Below are 24592 nucleotides of genomic sequence, written 5' to 3' on the forward strand. Positions count from 1 at the left end.
TCCGGGACCCGCACCATGTCGCCACCGCAAGGCAACCTCTCGCCGCTGAAGCAGGCATACTTGGCCCTCGAGCAGCTTCAGGCCCGGCTCGACGCCGCCGAGCGCGCCCGGACGGAGCCCATCGCCATCATCGGCATGGGCTGCCGCTTCCCAGGAGGCGCGGACACCCCGGAGCGCTTCTGGCGGCTGCTCCGCGAGGGCGTGGACGCGGTCGGCGAGATTCCCTCGGACCGCTGGGACGTGGACGCGTACTACGACCCGAACCCGGAGGCGCCCGGGAAGATCTACACGCGGCAGGGCGCCTTCGTGCCGGATCCGCACCTCTTCGACGCCTCCTTCTTCGGCCTCTCCCCGCGCGAGGCCAACAGCCTCGACCCCCAGCAGCGGCTCCTGCTGGAGGTGGCCTGGGAGGCGCTGGAGGACGCGGGGTACTCCCCCCAGCAGCTCTCGCGCAGCCGGACGGGCGTCTTCATCGGCATCGGCCAGAACGACTACACGCACCTCCAGCTCCTGGCGGGAGACCCGACCCGCATCAGCGCCTACGCGGGCACGGGCAACGGCTTCTGCTTCGCCTCCGGACGCCTGTCCCACGTGCTCGGCCTCCAGGGCCCCAACATGGCCGTGGACACCGCGTGCTCGTCCTCGCTGGTGGCGGTGCATCTGGCCAGCCAGAGCCTGCGCACCGGAGAGTGCGAGCTGGCCCTCGTGGGAGGGGTGCAGCGCATCCTGGCCCCGGAGATCACCGTCTTCCTTTCGCGGACGCGGGCGCTCGCTCCCGACGGCCGGTGCAAGACGTTCGACGCCTCGGCGGATGGGTACGGCCGTGGCGAGGGCTGCGGCATGGTGGTGCTCAAGCGCCTGTCCAAGGCGCTCGAAGCGGGCGACCGCATCCTCGGGGTCATCCGCGGATCCGCCGTCAACCATGACGGCCCGAGCAGCGGCTTCACCGTCCCCAATGGAGAGGCGCAGCAGGCGCTGATCCGCGAGGCGCTGCGCACCGCAGGCGTCCCGCCCTCGCGGGTGTCCTACGTCGAGGCCCACGGCACGGGGACCTCGCTGGGCGATCCCATCGAGGTCCGCGCGCTGGCGGCCGCGCTGGGCGAGGGACGCACGCTGGACCAGCCGCTGCTCATCGGGTCGGTGAAGACGAACATCGGCCACCTCGAGGCCGCGGCCGGCGTGGCGGGGCTCATCAAGGTCGTGCTGGGACTCCAGCACCGGCTCATCCCCCCGCACCTCCACCTGAAGCAGCCGACGCCGCACCTGCCCTGGGCGGAGCTTCCCATCCGGATCCCCACCACGCCCACGCGCTTCCCCGTGAGCGGGGAGCGTCTCGTCGCGGGCGTCAGCTCGTTCGGAATCAGCGGCACCAACGCGCACGTCCTCCTGGAGGAGGCGCCGGAGCACGCCGCCCCGCGAGCCGGCCCCGAGCGGCCCTTGCACGTGTTGACCCTGTCCGCGCGCGGCGAGCCCGCCCTGGACGCGCTCGTGGCGAGGTACGCGACCCACCTGGAGAACACCCCCGATGCACCGCTCGGGGACCTGTGCTTCACGGCCAACGCGGGACGCGCGCACTTCCGCCATCGACTGAGCGTGGCGGCGGGCTCCTCCGAGGAGCTGCGCGCCCGGCTCGCCGAGCTTCAGCGCGGAGGGTCCGCACCAGGCAGCCTCCGGACGCATGTCCCGGAGACCGGCGCCCCGCGGATCGCCTTCCTCTTCACGGGCCAGGGCTCGCAGTACCCGGGCATGGGACGGGAGCTGTACGAGACGCAGCCGGCCTTCCGGCGCACGCTCGAGCAGTGCCAGGAGCTGCTCCGCGACGAGCTGGATCGGCCGCTGCTGGAGGTGCTCTACCCGGCTCCTGGCGCGACGTCTCCCATCGACGAGACGGCCTACACGCAGCCGGCCCTCTTCGCGCTCGAGTACGCGCTGGCGGCGCTCTGGCGGTCGTGGGGCGTCGAGCCATCCACGGTCGCCGGGCACAGCGTGGGCGAGTACGTGGCCGCCTGTGTCGCGGGGGTGTTCAGCCTGGAGGAGGGGCTGCGACTGATTGCCCGGCGGGGGCTCCTGATGCAGGAGCTGCCCCGGGATGGAGCCATGGCCGCGGTGTTCGCGGACGAGGCACGGGTGGCCGAAGCCCTCCGGCCCCATGCCCGCGAGCTGGCGATCGCCGCCGTGAACGGGCCTCGCGACGTGGTCCTCTCGGGTCGGAGAGAAGCGCTCCAGCAGGTGCTCGCGGAGCTTGGCCGCCACGGGGTGGGCTCGCGGCCGTTGAACACCTCCCACGCCTTCCACTCGCCGCTGATGGAGCCGATGCTGGCGGCCTTCGAGCAGGCGGCGGCGCGGGTGACCTTCTCACCGCCGCGAATCACGCTCATCTCCAACCTCACGGGACTGCCGGCGACGAAACACCAGCTGGGCCGCGACTACTGGGTCCAGCACGTGCGGGCTCCCGTCCGCTTCGCGGCGAGCGTGGCGGCGCTGCGGGAGCGCGAGTGCGAGCTGTTCCTGGAGCTGGGCCCCAAGCCGGTCCTCTCGGAGCTGGGCCGCCAGCTGGACCCGGACGGGCGATGCGCATGGCTCCCGTCGCTGTCCAAGGGAAGGCGCGATTGGCAGGTGACGCTCCAGAGTCTCCAGGAGCTCTACGGCCGGGGTGTGCCCGTGGACTGGGTGGGCTTCGACAGCGGCTACTCGCGCCGCCGGATCGCGTTGCCGACCTATCCCTTCCAGCGGCAGCGCTTCTGGGTGGAGTCCCCGCCCTCCGCGCGCCCGGGAAGGTCCACCGCCCCGCACGCCCCCCGAACGGCCCACCCGCTCCTGGGCCAGCGCGTGCCCTCCGCCCTGCGGCAGCGGCTGTTCGAGGCCCGGGTGGGCCCGGAGACCCCAGGCTTCCTGGGCGATCACCGCGTGCTCGGGACCCCGGTCTTCCCCGGGGCTGGCTATGTCGAGCTGGCGCTGGCCGCGGGGGCCTCCTGGCTCGGCACACCCCGTCTGGAGCTGGAGGACGTGTCCTTCCAGAAGGCGCTGCACCTGGGCGGTGAGGTGACGCTCCAGCTCATCCTCACGCCCGAGGACGACGCGACCGCCTCGTTCCAGGTCCACAGCACGCGGGCCGAAACACCGGACGACGAGCCCACCTGGACGCTCCACGCGAGCGGACGGCTGCGCGCGCTCCATGAGGCAGCGCCCCCCGCGGTGAACGTCGCCGCCTGGGAAGCGGACGCGGGACAGCCGCTGGACGTCAGTCGCTACTACCAGACGTGCCGCGAGCAGGGCCTCGACTACGGCCCGGGCTTCCAGGCGCTCGAACGGCTCTCGCGCAATGACGTGGAGGCCGTGGGACGGATCCGCCTTCCGGAGGTGCTCGCGCTCGACGCCGAGCCCTACCTCCTGCACCCGGTGCTGCTGGATGCGTGCCTGCAAGTGCTCGGTGCGCCCATGGCGGACCGGGGTGCGGAGGGGACCTATCTCCCGGCGGGATTCGGACGGCTCCGCCTCCACCACCGTCCTGGCACCAGTCTGGTGTGCAAGGCGCGCGTGGGGCGGGTGGAGGAGGCCGATCCCTCCCGGCTCGTGGCCGACCTGCACCTGGTCGCCTCCGATGGGACTCCCATCGCGGAGATCGAACGGCTCTCCATCGTTCGAGTGGAGCGCGACACGCTCACGTCCCAGCACGCGGAGACAGAGCGCTGGCTGCACGAGGTCCGCTGGCAGGAGAAGCCACCCGAGGCACGCCTTCCGACCACCGCGCACGGCCGCTGGCTGCTCTTCAGCCATGGCGCCATCGGGCTGGAGCTCCAGCGGCGGTTGCGAGCCCAGGGCGAAGCCTGTGTCCGTGTGGAGCCAGCGGGCGCATGGGAACAGGTCGGTCCGGAGGACTACCGCGTCGACCCCTCGCGGCCGGAGGACTTCGCGCGGCTGCTCGGGGAGCTCACGGCGCCCGGCCTGCCGCCCCTGCGTGGGGTGGCGTACCTCTGGCCCGCTGACGCGTCGGGGCCCGAGCCGCTTCCCCAGTCGCTGGGCTGCGAAGGACTGCTGCACCTCGTGCAGGCGCTGGTCGCCGGAACCCGGGCGCCTCCGCGCCTGTGGCTGGTGACGTGTGGCGCCCAGGCCGTGTCCCAGCAGCCTCGGGCGCTGCATCCGCATCAAGCGACGTTGTGGGGCATGGGGCGCGCGCTCGCGACCGAACACCCGGAGCTGAAGTGCACCTGCGTCGACGTCGAACCCGGCACCGGCGACGAGCAGGCGGAGACGGCGCGGGCCCTGTTCGACGCGCTTTGGAGCCCGGATGAAGAGGACCAGCTCGCCCTGCGCGAGGGCCGGAGGTATGTGGCGCGACTCGCGCGCTACCGGCCGGAGGACTCCCCCCTGCCCTCCGCGCCCGTGGACGGCCCGGTCCAGCTCCGCATCCCCCGCACGGGCGCGCTGGAGGCCCTTCGCCTGGAGCCGCTGACCCGGCGCGCTCCAGGTCCTGGCGAGGTGGAGCTCGCCGTCCGCGCCACCGGGCTCAACTTCCGGGACGTGCTCCAGGCGCTGGGCATGGTCACTCCGGTCTCGGCGGAGGGCCGCGCGCTGACGGCGGGCGAGCTGCACTTCGGCTTCGAGTGCGGCGGCACCGTGGAGCGCGTCGGCGAGGGCGTCTCGCACCTGCGGCCCGGCGACGAGGTCATCGCGGCCCAGGCGATTGGCAGCCTGGGCAGCTTCGTGACGGTGAACGCCGCGTTCGTCATCCACAAGCCCGCGGCGCTGAGCCACACCGACGCGGCCACCCTCCCCATCGCGTTCCTCACCGCGCACCATGGGCTGCACGGACTGGCGCGGCTGGGCCCTGGGCAGACCGTGCTCATCCACGCGGCCGCTGGCGGGGTGGGCATGGCCGCCGTCCAGCTCGCGCTGCGGGCGGGTGCCCAGGTCTTCGCCACCGCGAGCCCGAGCAAGTGGGAGGCCCTGCGCGCGCTCGGGGTGAAGCACCTGATGAACTCGCGCACGCTCGACTTCCGCGAGCAGGTGATGACCCTCACGGGTGGGCGCGGCGTGGACGTCGTGCTCAACAGCCTCAACGGCGACTTCCTCTCCGCCAGCTTCGCGCTCTGCGCGCCCGGCGGTCGCTTCATCGAGATCGGCAAGCTGGGGATCCTCGATGCGGCCGAGGCCCACCGGCGCAGGCCCGACGTCGACTACCTGCCCTTCGACCTGGGACAGGTGGCCCAGGAAGACCCCGCGCGAATCGCCTCCATGCTGCGCGACCTGATGGAGTGCTTCGAGCGCGGCACGCTCCAGCCACTCCCTGCTCGGGTCTTCCCACTGAGCGAGGCCGAGGGCGCGTTCCGCCACATGGCCCAGGCCCGCCATGTCGGCAAGGTGGTGCTGGAGCAGCCCATGACCACGGCTCCGCGAGCCTCCGGATCGCCGGTGCGCTCGAGCCCAGGCCACGGGAGAGGCGTGGGTCCGGAGGGCACGTACCTCATCACCGGCGGACGGGGTGCGCTCGGCATGGAGGTGGCGCGGTGGATGGCCCGTCAGGGTGCCCACCATCTCGTGCTGGCCTCCCGGTCCCCACCCTCGCAGGAGAGCCAGGACCTCGCGGCCCGGCTCGCGCACGAGGGCGTCACCGTGCGGCTGGAGCGGATGGACGTGGCCCTGCGCCCCGACGTCGACCGCGTCCTGGAGTCCCTCCGCGCGTCGATGCCTCCACTGCGAGGCGTGATCCACTCCGCCGGAGTCCTCTCCGATGGCGTCCTTCGCCAGCAGGACTCCGAGCGGCTGGGGCGCGTGCTGGCCCCCAAGGTGGCCGGAGGGTGGAACCTCCACCAGGCGACGGCGGAGGACCGGCTCGACTTCTTCGTCTGCTTCTCCTCCGCGGCGGCGCTGCTCGGCACACCGGGACAGGGGCTCTACGCGGCGGCCAATGCCTTTCTCGATGCCCTGGCCGGAGCGCGGCGCGCGCAGGGGCTCCCGGGGCTGAGCATCAACTGGGGGCCCTGGGCGGAGGTGGGGATGGCGGCGGGCGTGGGTGGCGGACAGCAGGAGCGCTGGAAGAGCCATGGGCTGGGGACCCTCCCGACCGCGCAGGCGCTCGAAGTGCTGGAGCGGCTGCTGCGGCAGGAGTCTCCCCAGGTGGCGGTGCTGCCCATGGACTGGGCGAGGTTCGCGCGAGAAGCGCCCCACCGCGCCCGAGCCCCCTTCCTCGAAACGCTCACCCGAGGCTCCAGGCCCGCGGGGGAGCAGCGCCCCAGGCTGCTGAAGCAGCTCTCGGAGACACCGTCGAGCGAGCGCCGCTCACTGTTGATGACCTACGTCCGAGTGCAGGTGGCCCGCGTGCTCGGCCTGGGCGAGCGGGCCGTCATCGAGCCGCGCCAGCGCCTGTTCGACCTGGGGCTCGACTCGCTCACCGCGGTGGAGCTGAAGAACACCCTGGAGGGTGACGTGAGCCAGCACCTGGGCGCCACCCTGCTCTTCAACCACCCCACCGTCGAAGCCCTGACGGAGCACCTGTCCGGGTTGCTCGGGCTGGAGACCGAGGCCCCCGCGCCACGGGAAACCCCGGCCCACGAAGAGCTGGATGCCTTCCTCGATGGCCTCGACGGCATGTCGGACCAGGAGATCTCGCAACGACTCCTCGGGCGCCCCGCGCACGAGAAGGGGACGCCATGAGCAGCCTCACCCAACGCATCTCGCAGATGTCCCCGCTGAAGCTCGCCTTCGCGGCGCGGGAGCTGCGCTCCAAGTCCGCGCTGCTCAACGCCGAGCCGATCGCGATCACCGGCGCCGCCTGTCGCCTTCCTGGCGCCAGGGACCTGGACTCCTTCTGGGGCCTGCTGCGCGACAAGCGCGACGCCATCCGCGAGGTGCCCGCGGACCGCTGGGACATCGACGCCTGGTACGACCCCGACCCGGATGCTCCCGGGAAGATGAGCAGCCGTCACGGCGGGTTCCTGGAGCGGATCGACGGCTTCGACCCGCAGTTCTTCGGCATCACGCCCCGGGAGGCGGTGAGCCTGGATCCCCAGCAGCGGCTGCTGCTGGAGGTGACGTGGGAAGCGCTCGAGCACGCGGGACAGGCCCCCTCGCGGCTCTTCAAGAGCCAGACGGGCGTCTTCGTGGGCATCGGCAACTCGGAGTACGCGCAGCGCCTGCTGGGCACGCAGGACGCCTCGCGCATCGACGCCTACCTGAGCACGGGCAACGCGCTCAGCGTCGCCGCGGGGCGCCTGTCGTACACGCTCGGGCTGGTGGGCCCCTGCATGGCGGTGGACACCGCGTGCTCCTCGGCGCTGGTGACGGTGCACCTCGCCTGTCAGAGCCTGCGCAGCGGAGAGTGCTCGCTGGCCCTGGCCGGCGGCGTGAACCTGCTGCTGTCACCGCAGCTCTTCGTCAACTTCTCGCGGGCCCGCATGCTGGCCCCGGATGGCCGCTGCAAGCCCTTCGACGCCGCGGCGAACGGCTACGTGCGCAGCGAGGGCTGCGGCATGGTCGTGCTCAAGCGCCTGTCGGATGCGCTGGCGGACGGCAGCCCCATCCTGGCCCTCATCCGCGGCTCCGCCGTCAACCAGGACGGGCCCAGCGGCGGCATCACCGTGCCGAGCGGCCCCGCGCAGCAGGCCGTCATCCGTGGCGCGCTGGAGAGCGGCGGGGTGGATCCTTCGCAGGTGCGCTTCGTGGAGACGCACGGCACGGGCACCTCGCTGGGGGACCCCATCGAAGCGGGGGCCCTGGGCGCGGTGTTCGGAGCGAGCCACACCCGGAATCGGCCGCTGGTGATTGGATCCGTGAAGAGCAACGTCGGGCACCTCGAGAACGCCGCCGGAATCGCGGGGCTGCTCAAGGTCGTGCTGGCCCTCAAGCACGAAGCGCTCCCGCCGAGCCTGCACTTCCAGCGGCCCAGTCCGCACATCCCATGGGAGCAGCTGCCCCTGGATGTCGCCACGGAGCTGCTGCCCTGGCCTTCGGGGCAGGGGCGCCGGCTCGCGGGGGTGAGCTCCTTCGGCTTCAGCGGAACCAACGTCCACGTGGTGCTCGAGGAAGCACCGTCACCCGACGCAATCCCAGCGCGCCCGGTGGAGCTCTCCACGGGCGGGGAGCCGGCGCGAGAGCGCCCCGCGCACCTGCTGCCCTTGTCGGCGCGCACCGAGCCAGCGCTGCGTGAGCTGGCGCGGTCCTACGCGGCGCACCTCGGCGCGCACCCGGACCTGCCCCTGGCGGACGTCTGCTACTCCGCGGGCACCGGCCGCTCGCAGTTCGCGCACCGGCTGGCCATCACGGCGGCGACCTCCGCCGAGGCTCAGGAGGCGCTGTCCGCGTTCAGCGAGGGACGGGAGGCCGCTTCCGCGGTCGCGGCCGATGGCGCGACGCCGCCCAAGGTCGCCTTCCTCTTCACGGGCCAGGGCTCGCAGTACGCGCGGATGGGCCGCCAGCTCTACGACACCGAGCCGGCGTTCCGCCGGACCGTGGACGAGTGCGAAGCCTTGCTGCATCCGCACCTGGGAGCACCCCTGCTGCCCGTTCTCTTCGCCGAGGGGGCGGAAGCCTCGCGGCTGGATGAGACGCGCTTCACCCAGCCCGCGATCTTCGTCCTGGAGTACGCGATGGCCTCGCTGCTGAGGTCCTGGGGCATCGAACCCGCGTTCGTGATGGGCCACAGCGTGGGCGAGTACGCCGCAGCGTGCCTCGCGGGGGTGTTCAGCCTCGAGGACGGCCTGAAGCTGATCGCGGCGCGGGCGCGGCTGATGCAGGCCCTGCCACGCGATGGCGCGATGGTCTCCGTGACGGCCAGCGTCCAGCGCGTGCAGTCCGCGCTGAGGGCCGTCGCGGACCGCGTGTCCGTCGCCTCGCTCAACGGCTCCGACAGCACCGTCATCTCCGGCCACGCCGAGTCCGTGCGGCAGGTGGCCTTCGCGCTCCAGGCGGAAGGGGTGCGGGTGACGCCGCTCAACGTGTCCCACGCCTTCCACTCGCCGCTGATGGAGCCGATGTTGGCGGACTTCGCCCAGGTGGCCAGACAGGTGCGCTACGCGGCGCCTCGCCTCGGCTGGGTCTCCAACCTGACCGGAGCGCTTCATCCCGCCGCGCCCCCGTCCCCCGATGATTGGGTCCGCCAGGTGCGTGAGCCCGTCCGCTTCGCCGCGGGCATGGAGACGCTGGAGAAGCTGGGCTGCGACACGTTCGTGGAGATCGGCCCCCGGCCCACGCTGCTGGGGCTGGGGCGGGCATGCCTGCCAGACTCACGGCACCACTGGCTGCCCACCTTGCGCCAGGGGCAGCCGGAAGGACCGGCCCTGCTCCGCGCCGTGGGCGAGCTGTATGCCCGGGGAGCCTCCGTGGACTGGGCGGCCGTCGAGTCGCGCGCGCCGCGCAAGCGAGTGACGCTGCCGGCCTACCCCTTCCAACGCCAGCGCTACTGGCTCGACCTCCCGGAGCAGCCCACCCACGGCGCGGGTCCCTCCACGGGAGGCCCCGCGCTCCACCCGCTGCTGCACCGCGCGCTGCGCTCCCCGCTCGTCAAGGAGATCGGCTTCGAGTCCCGGCTGGGCACCGACACGCTGCCCTTCATGGACGACCACCGCATCCACGGCATCGTGGTCGTGCCCAGCGCCAGCCATGTGTCGATGCTGGTGGCCGCGACGGAGCTGGCCTTCGGCGCCACGTCCTGCACCCTGCGCGATGTCCTGTTCCCCCAAGCCCTGGCGCTGCCTGACTCCGGTCAGCGCACCGTCCAGGTGGTCCTCACCCCGGGCGCCGGGGGCGAGGCCAGCTTCAAGTTGATCAGCCTCCGGGGCGACAGCCTGGAGCGTGACGAGACCTTCTCCGTCCACGCCACCGGGAGCCTGAGCTGGCCGGACCGGGGCGCGGCGGGACTACTGGAGCGCGCATCGCTCGAAGAGGTACGGGCGCGCTGCGGCGAGGAGATCTCCGGCGCCGGCTTCTACGAAGTGATGGGCCAGCATCAGGCCCGGCTCGGCGAGCGCTTCCAGGTCATTCAGTCGCTGCGGCGGGGGAACGAGGAGGCCGTGTGCGAGCTGCGGCTGCCCTCCGCCCTGGGTGACGTGCGCGACCACCAGCTCCATCCCGTCCTGCTCGACGGCTGCTTCCAGATCCTGGGCGGGATGATCCCCGGCGGCAATGAGGGCACCTACGTCCCCTTCGGCCTCGAGCGGTTCCGCTTCCTGGCGCGGCCCGTGGGCGAGCGGTTCTGGTGCCACGCGCGCATGCGTCGCGGGCAGCAGGGCACGAGCGTCTTCCTGGACGTGCGCCTGCTCGGAGAGGCAGGCGAGGAGATCGCCGTCATCGAAGGCCTCCAGTACCAGCAGGCCAGCCTCGGCGCGCTGGAGCGTGCGTTGCGCCCCAGCCACGCGGATTGGCTCTACGCCCCCACCTGGGAGCCTCGGCCCCTGGCGACCGCGGCCCGCAAGGCTCCCGCGCTCGCGCCTGATCAGGCGTGGCTTGTCTTCACCTCCGAAGGAGCGCTCGGTGACGGACTGATCCGCTCCGCGAAGGAGCGGGGCGGGCACGGCATCCGGGTGAGCGCGGGTGCGTCGTACGCGAGGCTAAGCGGCGCCCACTTCCAGCTCGACCCCTCGCGTCCGGAGGACTTCGCGCGGCTGTTCGAGGCGCTGTCCGTCGAAGGCAAGGCCGTCGCGGGCATCGTCCACCTCTGGAGCCTCACGGCGGCGCCCGTTCGCGAGGAGGCCACCGACGCGCTCGCGGCGCTGGAGCGTGCGCAGCAACTGGGCTGCGGCAGCGTCCTGCACCTCATCCAGGCACTGGCCCAGGCGGGGCTCGCGCGCGCCCCGCGCCTCTGGCTGGTGACGCGCGGCACCCAGCCGGCGGGCGGCCATCCCCTGCCCCTGAACGCCGAGCATGCGCCGCTCTGGGGTCTGGGACGGGTCATCGCGATAGAGCACCCGGAGCTCTCGTGCGTCCGCGTCGACCTTCCCCCCGACGAATCCGCCGGGGATGTCCCCGCGCTGCTCGAAGCGCTGGAGGCCACGGACGGCGAGGATCAACTCGCCTACCGCGAGGGAGCGCGCTTCGTCGCACGGCTCGCCGCGCATCGCGCGACCCCGCCGCCTCGCGAAGTCGCCGTCCATGCACAGGCCAGCTACCTCGTCACCGGGGGCCTCGGAGCGCTCGGCCTGGAGGTGGCGAAGTGGCTCGTGACGAAGGGCGCACGCCACCTGGTGCTGCTCGGGCGCAACCCGCCCTCCAGTCACGCGACGACCACGCTCCAGGCGCTCGACCAGCAAGGAGCGCGGGTGCACGTGGTGGCCGCGGATGTGTCGCGGGCCGATGAGCTCTCGGGCGCGCTCGCGTCCCTGCCCTCCGGGATGCCTCCGCTCGCGGGCGTCGTCCATGCCGCCGGAGTCCTCGAGGATGGCGTCCTCGTCCGCCAGGGCTGGGAGCGCTTCTCCCGGGTCCTGGCCCCCAAGACCGCGGGCGCGTGGAACCTCCATGTGCTGACGCGTGGGCTGTCCCTGGACTTCTTCGTCTGCTTCTCCTCCGCGGCCTCGCTGCTGGGAGCTCCCGGCCAGGGCAACTACGCCGCGGCCAATGCCTTCCTCGATGCCCTGGCGCACCGCCGCCGCGCGCTCGGCCTGCCCGCGCTGAGCATCAACTGGGGCCCCTGGAGCGGTGTCGGAATGGCCGCCACGGGCGCGCAGCGCCGCGCCGCCTCGGACTGGCTTGGCCCCCTCGCCCCCGAGCAGGGGCTTCAGGTGTTGACCGGCCTGCTCGAAGAGGACACGCCCCAGGTGGGCGTCCTGCCTGCGACCTGGTCCAGGCTCGAAGCCCGTCCGGGCGCGGCCCCCTTCCTGGAGCGCTTCACCCGCGAGAAGAGCCCGCCCGCCGCGCCCGTCCCGCTCATCCTCCGCCAGTTCGAGTCGGCGGCCCCCGGTGCCCGGAAGACGGTGCTCGAGCGGCAGACGAAGGCGCTCGTGGCCCGGGTGCTGGGGCTGCGCGCCGACGACCTGGGCCCCCGGCAGAGGTTCTTCGACCTGGGCGCGGACTCCCTGATGGCGGTGGAGCTGAAGAACCAGCTGGAGACCCAGGTGGGCCGCACGCTGCGCTCCACGCTCATCTTCGACTTCCCCACCCTGGACGCGCTGGTCGAACACCTGCTGGCCGAACTCTCCGGAGCCGTCCCGGAGGTGGCCCCAGCGCCGCCTCGCGGCGAGTCCGAGCACGCCGCCCGCCCCGAGGAGCTCGAGGAGCTTTCGCAGGACGAGCTGGCGAACCTGCTGTCCCAGAAGATCGCATCGCTTCAGCGAGGTCGCGCGCCATGAGCACGAGCGCAGAAGGACGGGACTACCGGTCCCTGATGAAGAACGCCCTGGTCGAGCTGGAGCGGCTGCAAGGCCAGCTCGACGCCGCGGAGGCCGCCCGACGCGAGCCCATCGCCATCATCGGACTCGGGTGCCGTTTCCCTGGCGGCGCGGACACCCCCGAGCGGTACTGGCGACTGCTGCGCGACGGCGGCAGCGGCATCGTCGAGGTGCCACCGGATCGCTGGGACGTGGATGCCTGGTACGACCCGGATCCGGACGCCCCGGGGAAGATGTACACGCGCTTCGGCGGCTTCCTGGGACCGGTGGATGGGTTTGATCCGCGGTTCTTCGGGATCTCGCCTCGCGAGGCGAACAGCCTGGATCCCCAGCAGCGCCTGTTGCTGGAGGTCACCTGGGAGGCGCTGGAGCGGGCCGGGATTCCCCCCGAACGCCTCTATGGCACCCAGACGGGGACGTTCCTGGGCGTGAGCAACTTCGAGCACGCCACCTCGCTGGGGAAGGTCCCCCCGGCGCGGATCGACGCGTACTTCGGCACCGGCGGTGCGCTCAGCGTGGCCTCTGGTCGGCTCTCGTTCGCGCTGGGGCTGACGGGGCCGAGCATGACGGTGGACACCGCGTGCTCCTCGTCGCTGGTCACCGTCCACCTCGCCTGCCAGAGCCTGCGGAACCGGGAGTGCGACCTCGCGCTCGCCGGTGGCGTGAACGTCATCTTCGCCCCGCAGGTGGGCATCACCTTCTGCAAGGCCCGCATGCTGGCGCCGGATGGGCGCTGCAAGACCTTCGACGCCGCCGCGGACGGCTTCGTCCGAGGCGAGGGCTGCGGGATGATCGTCCTCAAGCGGCTGAGTGACGCGCGGGCGGCGGGCGACCCCATCCTCGCGCTCATCCGCGGCTCGAGCGTCAACCAGGACGGCCCGAGCGGAGGCCTCACCGTGCCCAGCGGCCCCTCACAGGAGGCCGTCATCCGGCAGGCCCTGGCCCGCGGAGGCCTCACGCCTCAAGAGATTGACTACGTGGAGGCGCACGGCACGGGCACCTCCCTGGGGGATCCGATCGAGGTCGGCGCGCTCGGAGCGGTCTTCGGCCCGGGCCGCACCGGGGGCCCGCTGCTGATTGGCTCGGCGAAGACCAACCTGGGCCACCTGGAGGGCGCGGCGGGCATCGCGGGCATCATCAAGGTGGTGCTCGCGCTCCAGCACCGTGAGCACCCGCCCCACCTGAACTTCAAGAACCCCAGCCCGCACATCCCCTGGGAGCGGCTGCCCGTGGAGGTGCCCACCACGCCCAGGGCCTGGCCCATCCGGGAGGGCGCGCGCAGGGCGGGGGTCAGCTCCTTCGGCTTCAGCGGCACCAACGCCCACGTGGTGCTGGAGGAGGCGCCGCCCGTCGAGGCGTTGGAGACGGCCATGGAGCGGCCGATGCATGTGCTGGTGCTCTCGGGGCGCACGCCCCAGGCGCTGGAGCAGCAGGCGAGCCGGTTCGAGGCGCACCTGGACACAACGGACGCGCGGCTCGCGGACATCTGCTTCACCGCGGCGGCCGGCCGCTCGCACCACGCCCACCGGCTGGCGCTCGTGGCCAGCTCGCGGGAGCAGGCGCGCGAGCTGCTGTCAGCGTTCCGCGCGGGCCAGGAGTCCGCGGGCCTCTTCACTGGGCAGGCGCGGACCACCGGCCGGCCCCGCCTCGCCTTCCTCTTCTCCGGCCAGGGCTCGCAGTACACCGGGATGGGGCGGCAGCTCTACGAGACGCAGCCCGCATTCCGCCGGATCCTCGACACGTGCGCGGAGGTCGTGCGGCCCCACCTCGAGCGCCCGTTGCTCGACGCGCTCTTCGCGCCGAGCGGTGACGGGGCGCTGGACGAGACCGGCTACACCCAGCCCGCGCTGTTCGCGCTCGAGTACGCCCTGGCCCAGCTCTGGCGCGAGTTCGGCGTCGAGCCATCCATGGTGATGGGGCACAGCGTCGGCGAGTACGCCGCGGCCTGCGTGGCCGGGGTCTTCAGCTTCGAGGACGGCCTGAAGCTCATCTGCGCGCGGGGGCGGCTGATGCAGCGGCTGCCCCCAGGCGGGGAGATGCTCGCGGTGATGGCGGAGGAGGAGCAGGTCGCGCCACTGCTCGCGACACACGCCTCCGCGCTGTCCCTCGCGGCCCGCAATGGCCCCCGCAGCGTCGTCCTCTCCGGGACCCAGGCGGCCATCCGCGAGGCCAGCGCCGCGCTGAAGGCCCAGGGAATCAGCGTGACGCCGCTCAAGGTCTCTCACGCGTTCCACTCGCCGCTGATGCAGCCCATGCTGGCCGACTTCGAGCAGGCGGCCCGGCAGGTGACGTACGCCCCCCCGACCCTGCCGCTCATCTCCAACGTGACCGGCGGACTCGCGGGCGACGAAGTGGCCACGGCTGACTACTGGTGCCGGCACGTCCTCGCGCCGGTGGACTTCGCCCAGGGCATGCGGACCCTGCACGCCGAAGGCTGCGGCGTCTTCGTGGAGATCGGCCCCAAGGCGACCCTGCTGGGACTGGGACGCGACTGCGTTCCTCCCGACGCCGGCACCTGGCTGCCGAGCCTGCGCGCCAACGGGCAGGAGTGGCAGGCCCTGCTCGACGCGCTCGGCAGGCTCTACGTCCTCGGCGCCCCCATCTCCTGGTCCGGCTTCGACCAGGACTTCGCGCGGCGCCGCGTCACCCTCCCGACCTACCCGTGGCAGCGCCAGCGCTATTGGCTCGACGGGCTTGGAGAGGCCGCGCCGGACGCCGCGCCCAGTGTCTCCAACGTGTCCCCAGCCCGGCCCGCGGGCCCCACCCTGCATCCGCTGGTCGGAGCGCGGCTGCGCTCGGCCCTGCGGGAGATCCAATACGAGGCGCGGCTGAGCGAGGACGCCCCGGCCTACCTGCGGTACCACCGCGTCTTTGATCAGGCGGTGGTCCCCGCCGCCGCGTATCTCGACATGGCGCTCGCGGCCGGAGGGGCGCTCCTGGGCTCCTCCGAGCTGGTGTTGCAGGACGTGCTCATCCAGCACGCCATGGTCCTCCCTCAGGGCACGACCCGGGCCGTCCAGACCGTGCTGTCACCTCCGGAGGGAGGCTCGCTCGGCTTCCGCATCCTCTCCGCGCCGGAGGGAGCGCAAGACGTGGAATGGACGCTCCATGCGTCCGGGACCGTGCGCCTCCGCGAGGCGGGCGACGCCCTGCCCGGCGTGGACCTGCCCGCGCTCCAGGCCGCGCTCTGCGACGAGCTCGCGCCCGAAGCGTATTACCGGACCGCGCGGGAACACGGGGTCGACTATGGGCCGGCCTTCCAGGGCATTGAACGGCTCTGGAGGCGCCCTCATGAAGCGCTGGCCCGCGTCCGCTTCCCGGACGGCGGAGCACCAGGGTCGGAGGGGTACGTGCTCCACCCGGTGCTCCTGGACGGCTGCCTTCAGGTGCTGGCCTCCGCCTTCGAGGACGACGGCCGGAACGAGCCGTACCTGCCGGTGGGCTTCGAGCGCCTGCGCGTCCACCGGAGCCCAGGCCCCGTGCTCTGGAGCCACGCGCGCGTCCGCCCCGTGCTCGATACGGGGCGGCTGACGCACACCGTGGACCTGACGCTGCTCTCCGAGGAGGGCGAGCGGGTCGCCACCGTGGAGGGCATGATGCTCAAGCGCGTGGACGTGCGGGCCCTGCTGGGCACCGCGCTCACGCCAGCCCTCGCGCAGAGCCTCTACGAGCTCACCTGGCGTCCCCGCGAGCGCCGCCACCAGCCTCCTCCGGACTTTCTGCCGGATCCCCAGGCACTCTCCGAACGGCTCACGCCCCAGGTGAACGCGCTCTTCGCCGAGGAGGACTTCCGCGTCTACGCGGAGCAACTGCGGAAGCTGGAACCGCTGTCCGGCGCGTACGTGCTCCAGGCGCTCTCGCGGCTGGACGTGACGCTCCGGCCCGGCGAACACCTGACCCTGGAGGCCCTCGCGGAGCGCGCTGGCGTGACCCGGCAATACCACCGGCTGCTGAGCCGCCTCCTCGACATGCTCACCGAGGACGGCGTCCTGCGCCGCGTGGGAACGGGCTGGGAGGTCATCACCGCGACGCCCATGCCCGACGTGCGCAGCCGGGTGCTCGAACTCCAGGCCAGCGCCCACGCCATCAAGGCCGAGCTGACCTTGCTCGACCGCTGCGGGACCCAGCTGTCCGACGTGCTCCGGGGACGGCGGGATCCCCTGTCGCTCCTCTTCCCCGAGGACGACACCACGACCGCGGCCATCTACACCGACACGCCGGGCGCACGGGCGATGAACACCCTGGTCCAGCGCGCCATCGCGGAGGCCGTTCAGGCGCTCCCCGGCGGGCGCCGGCTCCGTGTGCTGGAAGTGGGCGGAGGCACGGGCGGCACCTCCCGCCACGTCCTCCCCATCCTCCCGGCGCACCGGACGGACTACCGCTTCACGGACGTCTCCCCGCTGCTCGTCGCCAAGGCGAAGGCCCAGCTCCAGGAGTGGGCGTTCGTCGACTACCGGGTGCTCGACATCGAGCGAGAGCCCGCCGCGCAGGGCTTCGAGCCGCACCGCCACGACCTCATCGTGGCGGCCAACGTGCTTCACGCGACCAGCGATCTCCAGCGGACGCTGGAGCACCTCCGGCGGCTGCTGGCGCCGGGAGGTCTCCTCGTGCTCCTCGAGGGCACCGCGCCGGTGCGCTGGCTGGACCTGACCTTCGGCCTGACCCCGGGTTGGTGGCGCTTCACCGACGTGGAGCTGCGACCAGACCACCCACTGCTGGCGACCCACCGCTGGGAGTCCCTGCTGCGACAGAGTGGCTTCCCCGACGTCGCGAGCCTCGCCCCCAAGCTGCCCGGCGGCGATGAGCCCTCGCAGCAGGCGGTCGTGCTGGCCCGCGCGGCGCGCGCCTCCACGCCCCCGCGCGAGGCCACGGGCCCCTGGCTCATCCTCGCGGACGCCCAGGGCACCGGCCACCGGCTGGCGGACGCGCTCCGTGCGCGCGGGGCCTCCTGCATCCTCGTCCGCCCGGCCGACCCGGACCTGCCCGAGGAGCCAGGGGTGCTCCGGGTGGACCCTGCCCTTCCGCGGGACTTCGACCGCCTGCTGGAGGCCGTTCGCCAGCCGGGCCAGCCGCCCCTGCATCGCGTCGTGCATCTGTGGAGCCTGGATGTCCGCGACGCCCGGGAGCTGGAGGCGAGCGCGGGCGAGCGCGGCGTGACGGCGGAGGAGACCGCAGCGGTGGAAGGGGCCGCCCGCCACGGGAGCCTCGGTCTGCTGCACCTGACGCAGGCCCTGGCACGCCGCAAGGAGTCCACGTCGGTGTGGGCCGTGACGCGCGGCGCGCAGGCCGTCGGGGGCCCCCACCCGGTCGCCGTCACCCAGGCACCGCTGTGGGGGATGGGCCGGGTGCTCGCGCTGGAGGAGCCCCAGCTCTGGGGAGGCCTCATCGACCTGTCTCCGGCTTCAAGCCCTCAGGAGAACGCCGAGACCCTGCTGGGCGAGCTCTGGGAGCCAGAGGACGAGGAGCTCATCGCGTGGCGCGAGGGCATGCGCCACGGCGCGCGGCTCACTCGCGCCAACGCCACGGCCGCCCCGGCGCTCACCCTCCATGCCCAGGCCACCTACCTCATCACGGGAGGCCTGGGGTTCCTCGGGCTGCGGCTCGCCCAGTGGATGGTGGCCCAGGGGGCTCGCCATCTGGTGCTGGTGGGGCGCGGTGGGCTTCCCACCCGGGAGCGCCGGACGGACGCGGACCTCCCCACGGACCTGCGGCGGCGCCTCGACGCCATCCAGGCGCTGGAGGCCGCCGGCGCCACGGTGCGGGTCGAGCAGGCCGACGTGGGGGATGCCACCCGCATGGGGCGCCTCATCGAGGAGCTGGGGGCGACGCTGCCTCCCCTGCGAGGCGTGATCCACGCCGCGGGGGTGACGGGCGAGGGCTACCGCGACGTGCAGGAGGCCTCCGCCGAAGGGCTCACCGCGACCTTGCACCCCAAGGTGGCGGGGGCCTGGGTGCTGCACCGGCTCACCCGGAAGCAGCCGCTGGACTTCTTCATCGCCTTCTCGTCGGCCAGCTCCATCTGGGGGAGCCGGGGTCAGGTCCACTACGCGGCGGCGAACCAGTTCCTGGATGCGCTGGCGCACGACCGACATGCCCAGGGGCTGCCCGCGCTGACCGTCAACTGGGGCCTGCTGGCCGGAGGCGGAATGGTCGACGCCGGGTTCGACCAGTGGCTGAAGCAGACCGGCCTGGAGGCGCTGACACCGGAGCAGGGCTTCACCGCGATGGCGCATCTGGTGGGCACGGGCGCGGTCCAGGCCACGGTGGCCAGGGTGGACTGGTCGCGCTTCAAGCCCCTCTACAACGTCCGCAAGCAGCGGCCACTCCTGGCGGAGCTCGACGACGCGGCGCCCGTCGCGGCGCCACGGGCCGAGGAGCGAGGCTCGGCCACGCTGCGGCGACTCCGAGACACCCCGGCGGGTGAACGCCAGCAGCTGCTCGTCGGGTACCTCCAGGCGCAGGTCGCGAGGGCCTTGATGCTTCAGCCCGGCCAGCTCGATGTGGAGCAGCCGCTGAGCAGCCTCGGCCTGGACTCGCTGATGGCTTTCGAGCTGCGCAGCCGGGTGAAGAGCGAGCTGGAGATCGACGTCGCGCTGGTGGACTTCCTGGAGGCGGGTGACGTGACGACGCTCGCGGCGCGGGTGCTCGCGCGGCTACCCGAGGCCCCAGCCCCCAGCGGCGCAGGGCCCGCGCGTGACGAGCCGCGCCCCGCCGCGCCAGCACTCGAGCCGGCCCCGAAGGACCTGGGACAGACCCTGGCAGGACTGAACGAACTGAGCGATGCGGGTGTGGAGGAGCTGCTCAAGTCCCTCCTGGCCCGGCAGACGCAGGAAAGCGACCCCACGACATGAGCACGAATCGTCCCCCCCTGGAGGGCCTCTCCGCCGATGAAAAACGCTCCTTCCTGGAGCGGCTCCTGCGGCAGGAGGCGTCCCGCACGCGCGCCACGCATCCGCTGTCCTACAACCAGAAGAGCCTCTGGTTCGTGCACCAGCTCGCACCGAAGAGCGCGGCCTACAACGTGGCGTTCAGCGCCCGCATCCACTCCGCCGTGGACGTCACGGCCCTGCGCCGGACCCTGCAAGCGCTCGTGGATCGCCACCCCGCCCTGCGCACCAGCCTGCCGGTCCGCGACGGAGAGCCCCTTCAGGAGGTGGCCGGGCACCGCGAGGCGCACTTCGAGCACGTCAACGCCAGCGGCGCGACGTGGGAGGAGGTGGAGCGCCAGCTGCTGGAGGCCTATCGCCAGCCGTTCGACGTCCAGGCGGGGCCGCTGTTCCGCGCGCACCTCTTCTCCCGCTCCGAGCAGGACCACGCGCTCCTCTTGAACGTGCACCACCTGGTGTTCGACGGCTGGTCGCTGTGGATGCTGGTGGAGGAGCTGCACCGGCTCTACCCCGCCCTGCGGGCCAACACCCAGGTGACGCTCCCGGCGGCGGCGGCCACCTACGCCGACTTCGCCCGCTGGCAGGCCGAGCTGCTGTCGGGCCCCACCGGCGAACGGCTCTGGCAGTACTGGAAGCAGAAGCTCGCGGGGAGCCTGCCCGCGCTGAACCTGCCCACGGATCATCCCCGCCCCCCCGTGCACCGTCACCACGGGGCCTCCCAGGGGCTGAAGCTCAAGCCCGAGCTGACCGCGCGGCTCAAGGCGCTGGCCCAGGCGGAGGGGACGACGCTCTTCGTCGTGCTGCTCGCCGCCTATCAAGCGCTCCTGCACCGCTACAGCGGCCAGGACGACATCCTCGTGGGCTCGCCGACGGCGGGCAGCGCCCGTGGCGAGAGCCGCTTCGCCAGCACCGTGGGCAACTTCATCAACCCGGTCGTCCTGCGCGGGGACCTGTCCGGCAGCCCCTCCTTCCGGGCCCTGGTGGGGCAGCTGCGCAAGACGGTGCTGGAGGCGCTGGAGCACCAGGACTTCCCCTTCGCGCTGCTCGTCGAGCGGCTGCAGCCGGAGCGCGACAAGAGCCGCACCGCCCTCTTCCAGGCGGCCTTCATGTTCCAGCGGCCGCAGTCCACCTCGCAGCGCGTGGTGCGGCTGTTGACCCCGGGTGAGCCAGGCCTGCGGGAGGAGCTGGGCGGGCTCCAGGTGGAGCCCCTGTTCCTGCCGCAGCAGGAGGGGCAGTTCGACCTCGCGCTCGAGATGATCGAAGCTCGGGAGGCCGTCTTCGGCGTGCTCAAGTACAACACCGACCTGTTCGAGCCCGCCACGGCGGCGCGGATGGTGGGGCACCTGGAGCGGCTGCTGGAGTCCGCGACGGCCGCGCCGGATCAACCCCTGTCCACCCTGCCCCTGCTCACCCAGGAGGAGCGACACGAGCTGGTGGTGTCCCGGAACGAGACCCGGGTCCCGCTGCCCGCCGACCGGAACCTCCACGCGCGCATCGAGGCCCAGGTGGCCCGGACGCCCGACGCGGTCGCGCTCATCTTCGAGGATCAGCGGCTCACCTACCGGGAGCTCGACGTCCGGGCCAACCAGCTCGCCCACCACCTGCGCGCGCTGGGCGTGAAGGCGGATCAGCCGGTCGCGCTGTGCACCGAGCGCTCGCTCGAAATGATCGTGGGAGTCCTGGGCATCCTCAAGGCCGGTGGCGCCTGGCTGCCGTTGGATCCCTCCTTCCCCGCGGATCGCCTGTCCACCATCGCCTCGGACGCCCGCGCCTCGGTGCTGGTGACGCAGGCGCGGCTGCGCGAGCGCCTGCCGGCCGCGCCCCACGTGGTGTGCCTCGACACGGAGGCGGCGGAGCTCTCCCGCCACCCAGAGGCGCCTCCCGAGTCCCTGAGCGGGCCGCACCACCTGGCCTATGTCATCTACACCTCGGGCTCCACCGGACGCCCCAAGGGGGTGATGATCGAACACCGGCAGGCCCTCAACTTCTTCACCGCGATGGACCAGCAGCTCGGCGGCGAGCCGCGCGGCACCTGGCTGGCCGTCACCACGCTGTCGTTCGACATCTCCATCCTCGAACTGCTGTGGCCCCTCACGCGCGGCGACCGCGTCGTCATCCAGGGCGACACGGAGAGCTTCTTCGCCGCGCCACATGCCCCCCGCCGGCCCGCCGCACGCGCACGCGATCTCGACTTCAGCCTCTTCTTCTTCGCCAACTCGGAGCACCGCACGCAGCAGCAGGACAAGTACCGGCTGCTGCTCGACGCCGTGAAGTTCGCCGACACCCACGGCTTCTCCGCGGTGTGGACGCCGGAGCGTCACTTCCACGACTTCGGCGGCCTGTACCCCAACCCCTCGGTGCTCGCGGCGGCGCTGGCGACCCTCACCCAGCACGTGCGGATCCGCGCCGGGAGCATCGTGCTCCCGCTCCACAACCCCATCCGCGTCGCGGAGGACTGGTCGGTCGTGGACAACCTGAGCCAGGGCCGCGCAGGCATCTCCCTCGCCACCGGCTGGCAGGCCAACGACTTCGTCCTGGCTCCCGAAAACTACGCGGACCGCAAGCAGGTGATGGTCCAGGGCCTCCAGACCCTCCGCGAGCTGTGGAGCGGAGGGGCGCTGCACCTGAAGGACCCCAACGGCGCGGACGTGGAGGTGACGCTGCGGCCCAAGCCCCTCCAGCCACGGCTGCCCATCTGGCTGACGGCGGCGGGCAACCCGGAGACCTTCGAGCTCGCGGGCCGGCTCGGGGCCAACATCCTCACCCACCTGCTCGGCCAGAGCCTGGAGCAGCTGCGCGACAAGTTCAGGGTGTACCGCGAGGCCTGGGAGCGCCACGGTCATGGCCCCGGGGGCGGCCACATCACCTTGATGATGCACACCTTCGTGGGCGCGGACCGCGACAGCGTCCGCGACACCGTGAGGGGCCCCTTCCTCGACTACCTGCGGACCTCGTTCGACCTGATGAAGCGGCTCGCGCAGAGCCTCGGCCAGGGCGAGGACGCCCAGCGGCTCGGCGAAAAGGACCTGGACGCGCTGCTCTCGCGTGCGTTCGACCGCTACTTCGAACAGAGCGGCCTCTTCGGCACACCGGAGAGCTGCCACGCGATGATTGAACAGCTCGAGGAGCTGGGGGTGGATGAGGTGGCGTGCCTCATCGACTTCGGCATCGACCCGGGCACGGTCCTGAAGGGGCTCGAGCAGCTGAACACCCTCCGGGAGCGCAGCCGCGCCGCCTCCGAGGACGCGCGCCCGGACTTCTCCATCCCCGCGCAGATCCTCCGCCACGGCGTCACCCACCTGCAGTGCACGCCCTCGCTGGCGCGGATGATCACCCTGGACCCGCGAGGCGCCGACAGCCTCCGCGCCCTGAACACCCTGCTCGTGGGGGGCGAGGCGCTCCCCCTGACCCTGGCCCGGCAGCTGCGAGAGCTCGTCCCGGGCCGCGTCCTCAACATGTACGGCCCCACGGAGACGACCATCTGGTCGACGACCTGGTCACTCCAGGCGTTGAACGGCCCCGTCTCCATCGGCCGGCCCATCGCCAACACCCAGGTCTACGTGCTGGATCCACGGCTTCAGCCCGTGCCAGCCGGAACGCCGGGCGAGCTCTACATCGGTGGAGCGGGCGTGGCGCGCGGCTACCTGGGCCAACCCGCGCTCACGGCCGAGCGCTTCATCACCGACCCCTTCGCCAGCGATCCGGCGGCGCGCCTCTACCGCACCGGGGACCTCGTGAGGTACCGCCCTGACGGCACCCTGGAGTTCCTGAGCCGGGCCGACCATCAGGTGAAGGTGCGCGGCTTCCGCATCGAACCGGGCGAGGTCGAGACGGCGCTCCAGCGCCACCCGGGAGTCCGGGAGAGCGTGGTCGTGGCGCGCGAGGACGTCCCGGGCGACACGCGGCTCGTGGCGTACCTCGTCCCGTCCGCCAGCGCGCGGCCCCCAAGCCCCGAGCGCCCCGGCGGCGCGCCCGACGCCCGTCCGCGCCACCGGCTCCCCAACGGGATGACGGTGTTCCACCACACGGCCCACCAGACCGCCGGCATCGCCAAGGAGGTCTTCGGCGATCAGGTCTACCTGAAGCACGGGCTCACGTACCGGGACGGGGACGTCATCTTCGACGTGGGCGCGAACATCGGCCTGTTCACGCTCTTCGCGAGCCAGCAGTGCCGCAACCCGACGCTCTACGCCTTCGAACCCATCCCGCCCACGTTCGAGCTGCTGAAGGCCAACGTCGAGGCGCACGGGCTGGACGTCAAGCTGTTCAACCGAGGCGTGTCGGACAAGCGCGAGACGGCGGAGTTCACGTTCTACCCGCTCATGTCCGGCCTCTCCGGGCGCTTCGCGGACGTGGAGGCGGATCGCCAGGAAGCGCGCTCCATGTTCCTGCACTACCTGGATCCCCAGGAGCGCGCGGCCAGCCAGCTCACGGAGGAGCAGATCGACGCGCTGCTCGAGGAGCGCTACCGCGCGCAGACCTTCCCCTGCCCGCTCATCCCCTTGTCGGACGTCATCCGCGAGCACGGCATCACGCGCATCGACCTGCTGAAGATCGACGTGGAGCGCAGTGAGATGTACGTGCTGCGCGGCATCCGGGACGAGGACTGGCCGAAGATCGGTCAGCTCGCCCTCGAGGTGCACAGCAAGGAGCTGCTGCAGGAGGCCAGCGAGCTGCTGAAGGCCCGGGGCTACGAGCTGGAGGTGGATGACGCGGTCATCATCGAGGCGGACGCGCGGCAACCCGGGGTCTTCATCTACATGCTCTACGCCTTCCAGCCGGGGCTGCGCACCCGCCGGGGGCCGCAGGGCACGGCCGCCCTGATGCCGCTCGCGCTGGGACAGGCGGAGCTCAACGCGGCGAACCTGCGGAGCTTCCTCAAGGAGCAGCTCCCACCGTACATGGTGCCCACCGACTTCGTGGTGCTGGACGCCCTGCCCCTGACGCCCAACGGGAAGGTGGACCGCAAGGCGCTGCCAGCACCGAGCGCGGCCGCGCGTTCCCCGGAGCGGCGCCACACCGCGCCCCGCACCGCCATCGAAGAGACGGTCGCGGGCATCTGGGCCCAGCTGCTGCGCGTGAACCAGGTCGGCGTCCATGACAACTTCTTCGAGCTGGGCGGCCACTCGCTGATCGCCGCGCAGCTCATCCACCGGCTGCGAGACGCCTTCCACGTGGACATCTCCATCCAGACGCTGATGGAGAACGAGACAGTGGCGGCGATGTCACTCGCCATCCTGCAGATGCAGCTGGGCGACGAGCCGGAGAAGCTGCTCGAGAGCATCTCTCACCTCTCGGACGAGGAGGCGGGGGCGCTGCTCCAGCACCTCCAGGGCCAGCAGCAGCCCGCCACCGGCGCCGCACGTCCCCCTCGCCTGACCCGGTGAA

At 72.3% G+C, this 24592-nt stretch carries 4 protein-coding genes; all 4 read left to right on the forward strand.

What is annotated here, in order from left to right; all coding sequences use genetic code 11:
- The first annotated feature begins 15 nt into the window (after positions 1-15).
- The 4 genes from GTY96_RS33335 to GTY96_RS33350 are packed head-to-tail and all read left to right on the forward strand — an operon-like array spanning position 16 to position 24591.
- Positions 16-6654 (forward strand): type I polyketide synthase, encoded by a 6639-nt coding sequence (locus GTY96_RS33335; protein WP_161666822.1) that lies wholly within the window; start codon positions 16-18, stop codon positions 6652-6654.
- A complete protein-coding gene (locus tag GTY96_RS33340) occupies positions 6651-12278 on the forward strand; it encodes a type I polyketide synthase (RefSeq protein WP_161666823.1) in 5628 nt (1875 codons plus the stop codon). The genes GTY96_RS33335 and GTY96_RS33340 overlap by 4 nt, the downstream gene beginning before the upstream one ends.
- The gene (locus GTY96_RS33345; RefSeq protein WP_161666824.1) at positions 12275-19168 is read left to right on the forward strand and encodes a type I polyketide synthase; all 6894 of its coding nucleotides are present in this window, start codon (positions 12275-12277) and stop codon (positions 19166-19168) included. The genes GTY96_RS33340 and GTY96_RS33345 overlap by 4 nt, the downstream gene beginning before the upstream one ends.
- Positions 19165-24591 (forward strand): MupA/Atu3671 family FMN-dependent luciferase-like monooxygenase, encoded by a 5427-nt coding sequence (locus tag GTY96_RS33350; protein ID WP_161666825.1) that lies wholly within the window; start codon positions 19165-19167, stop codon positions 24589-24591. The genes GTY96_RS33345 and GTY96_RS33350 overlap by 4 nt, the downstream gene beginning before the upstream one ends.
- Position 24592 lies beyond the last annotated feature (1 nt).

The organism is Corallococcus silvisoli, from assembly GCF_009909145.1.
Taxonomy (GTDB): domain Bacteria; phylum Myxococcota; class Myxococcia; order Myxococcales; family Myxococcaceae; genus Corallococcus; species Corallococcus silvisoli.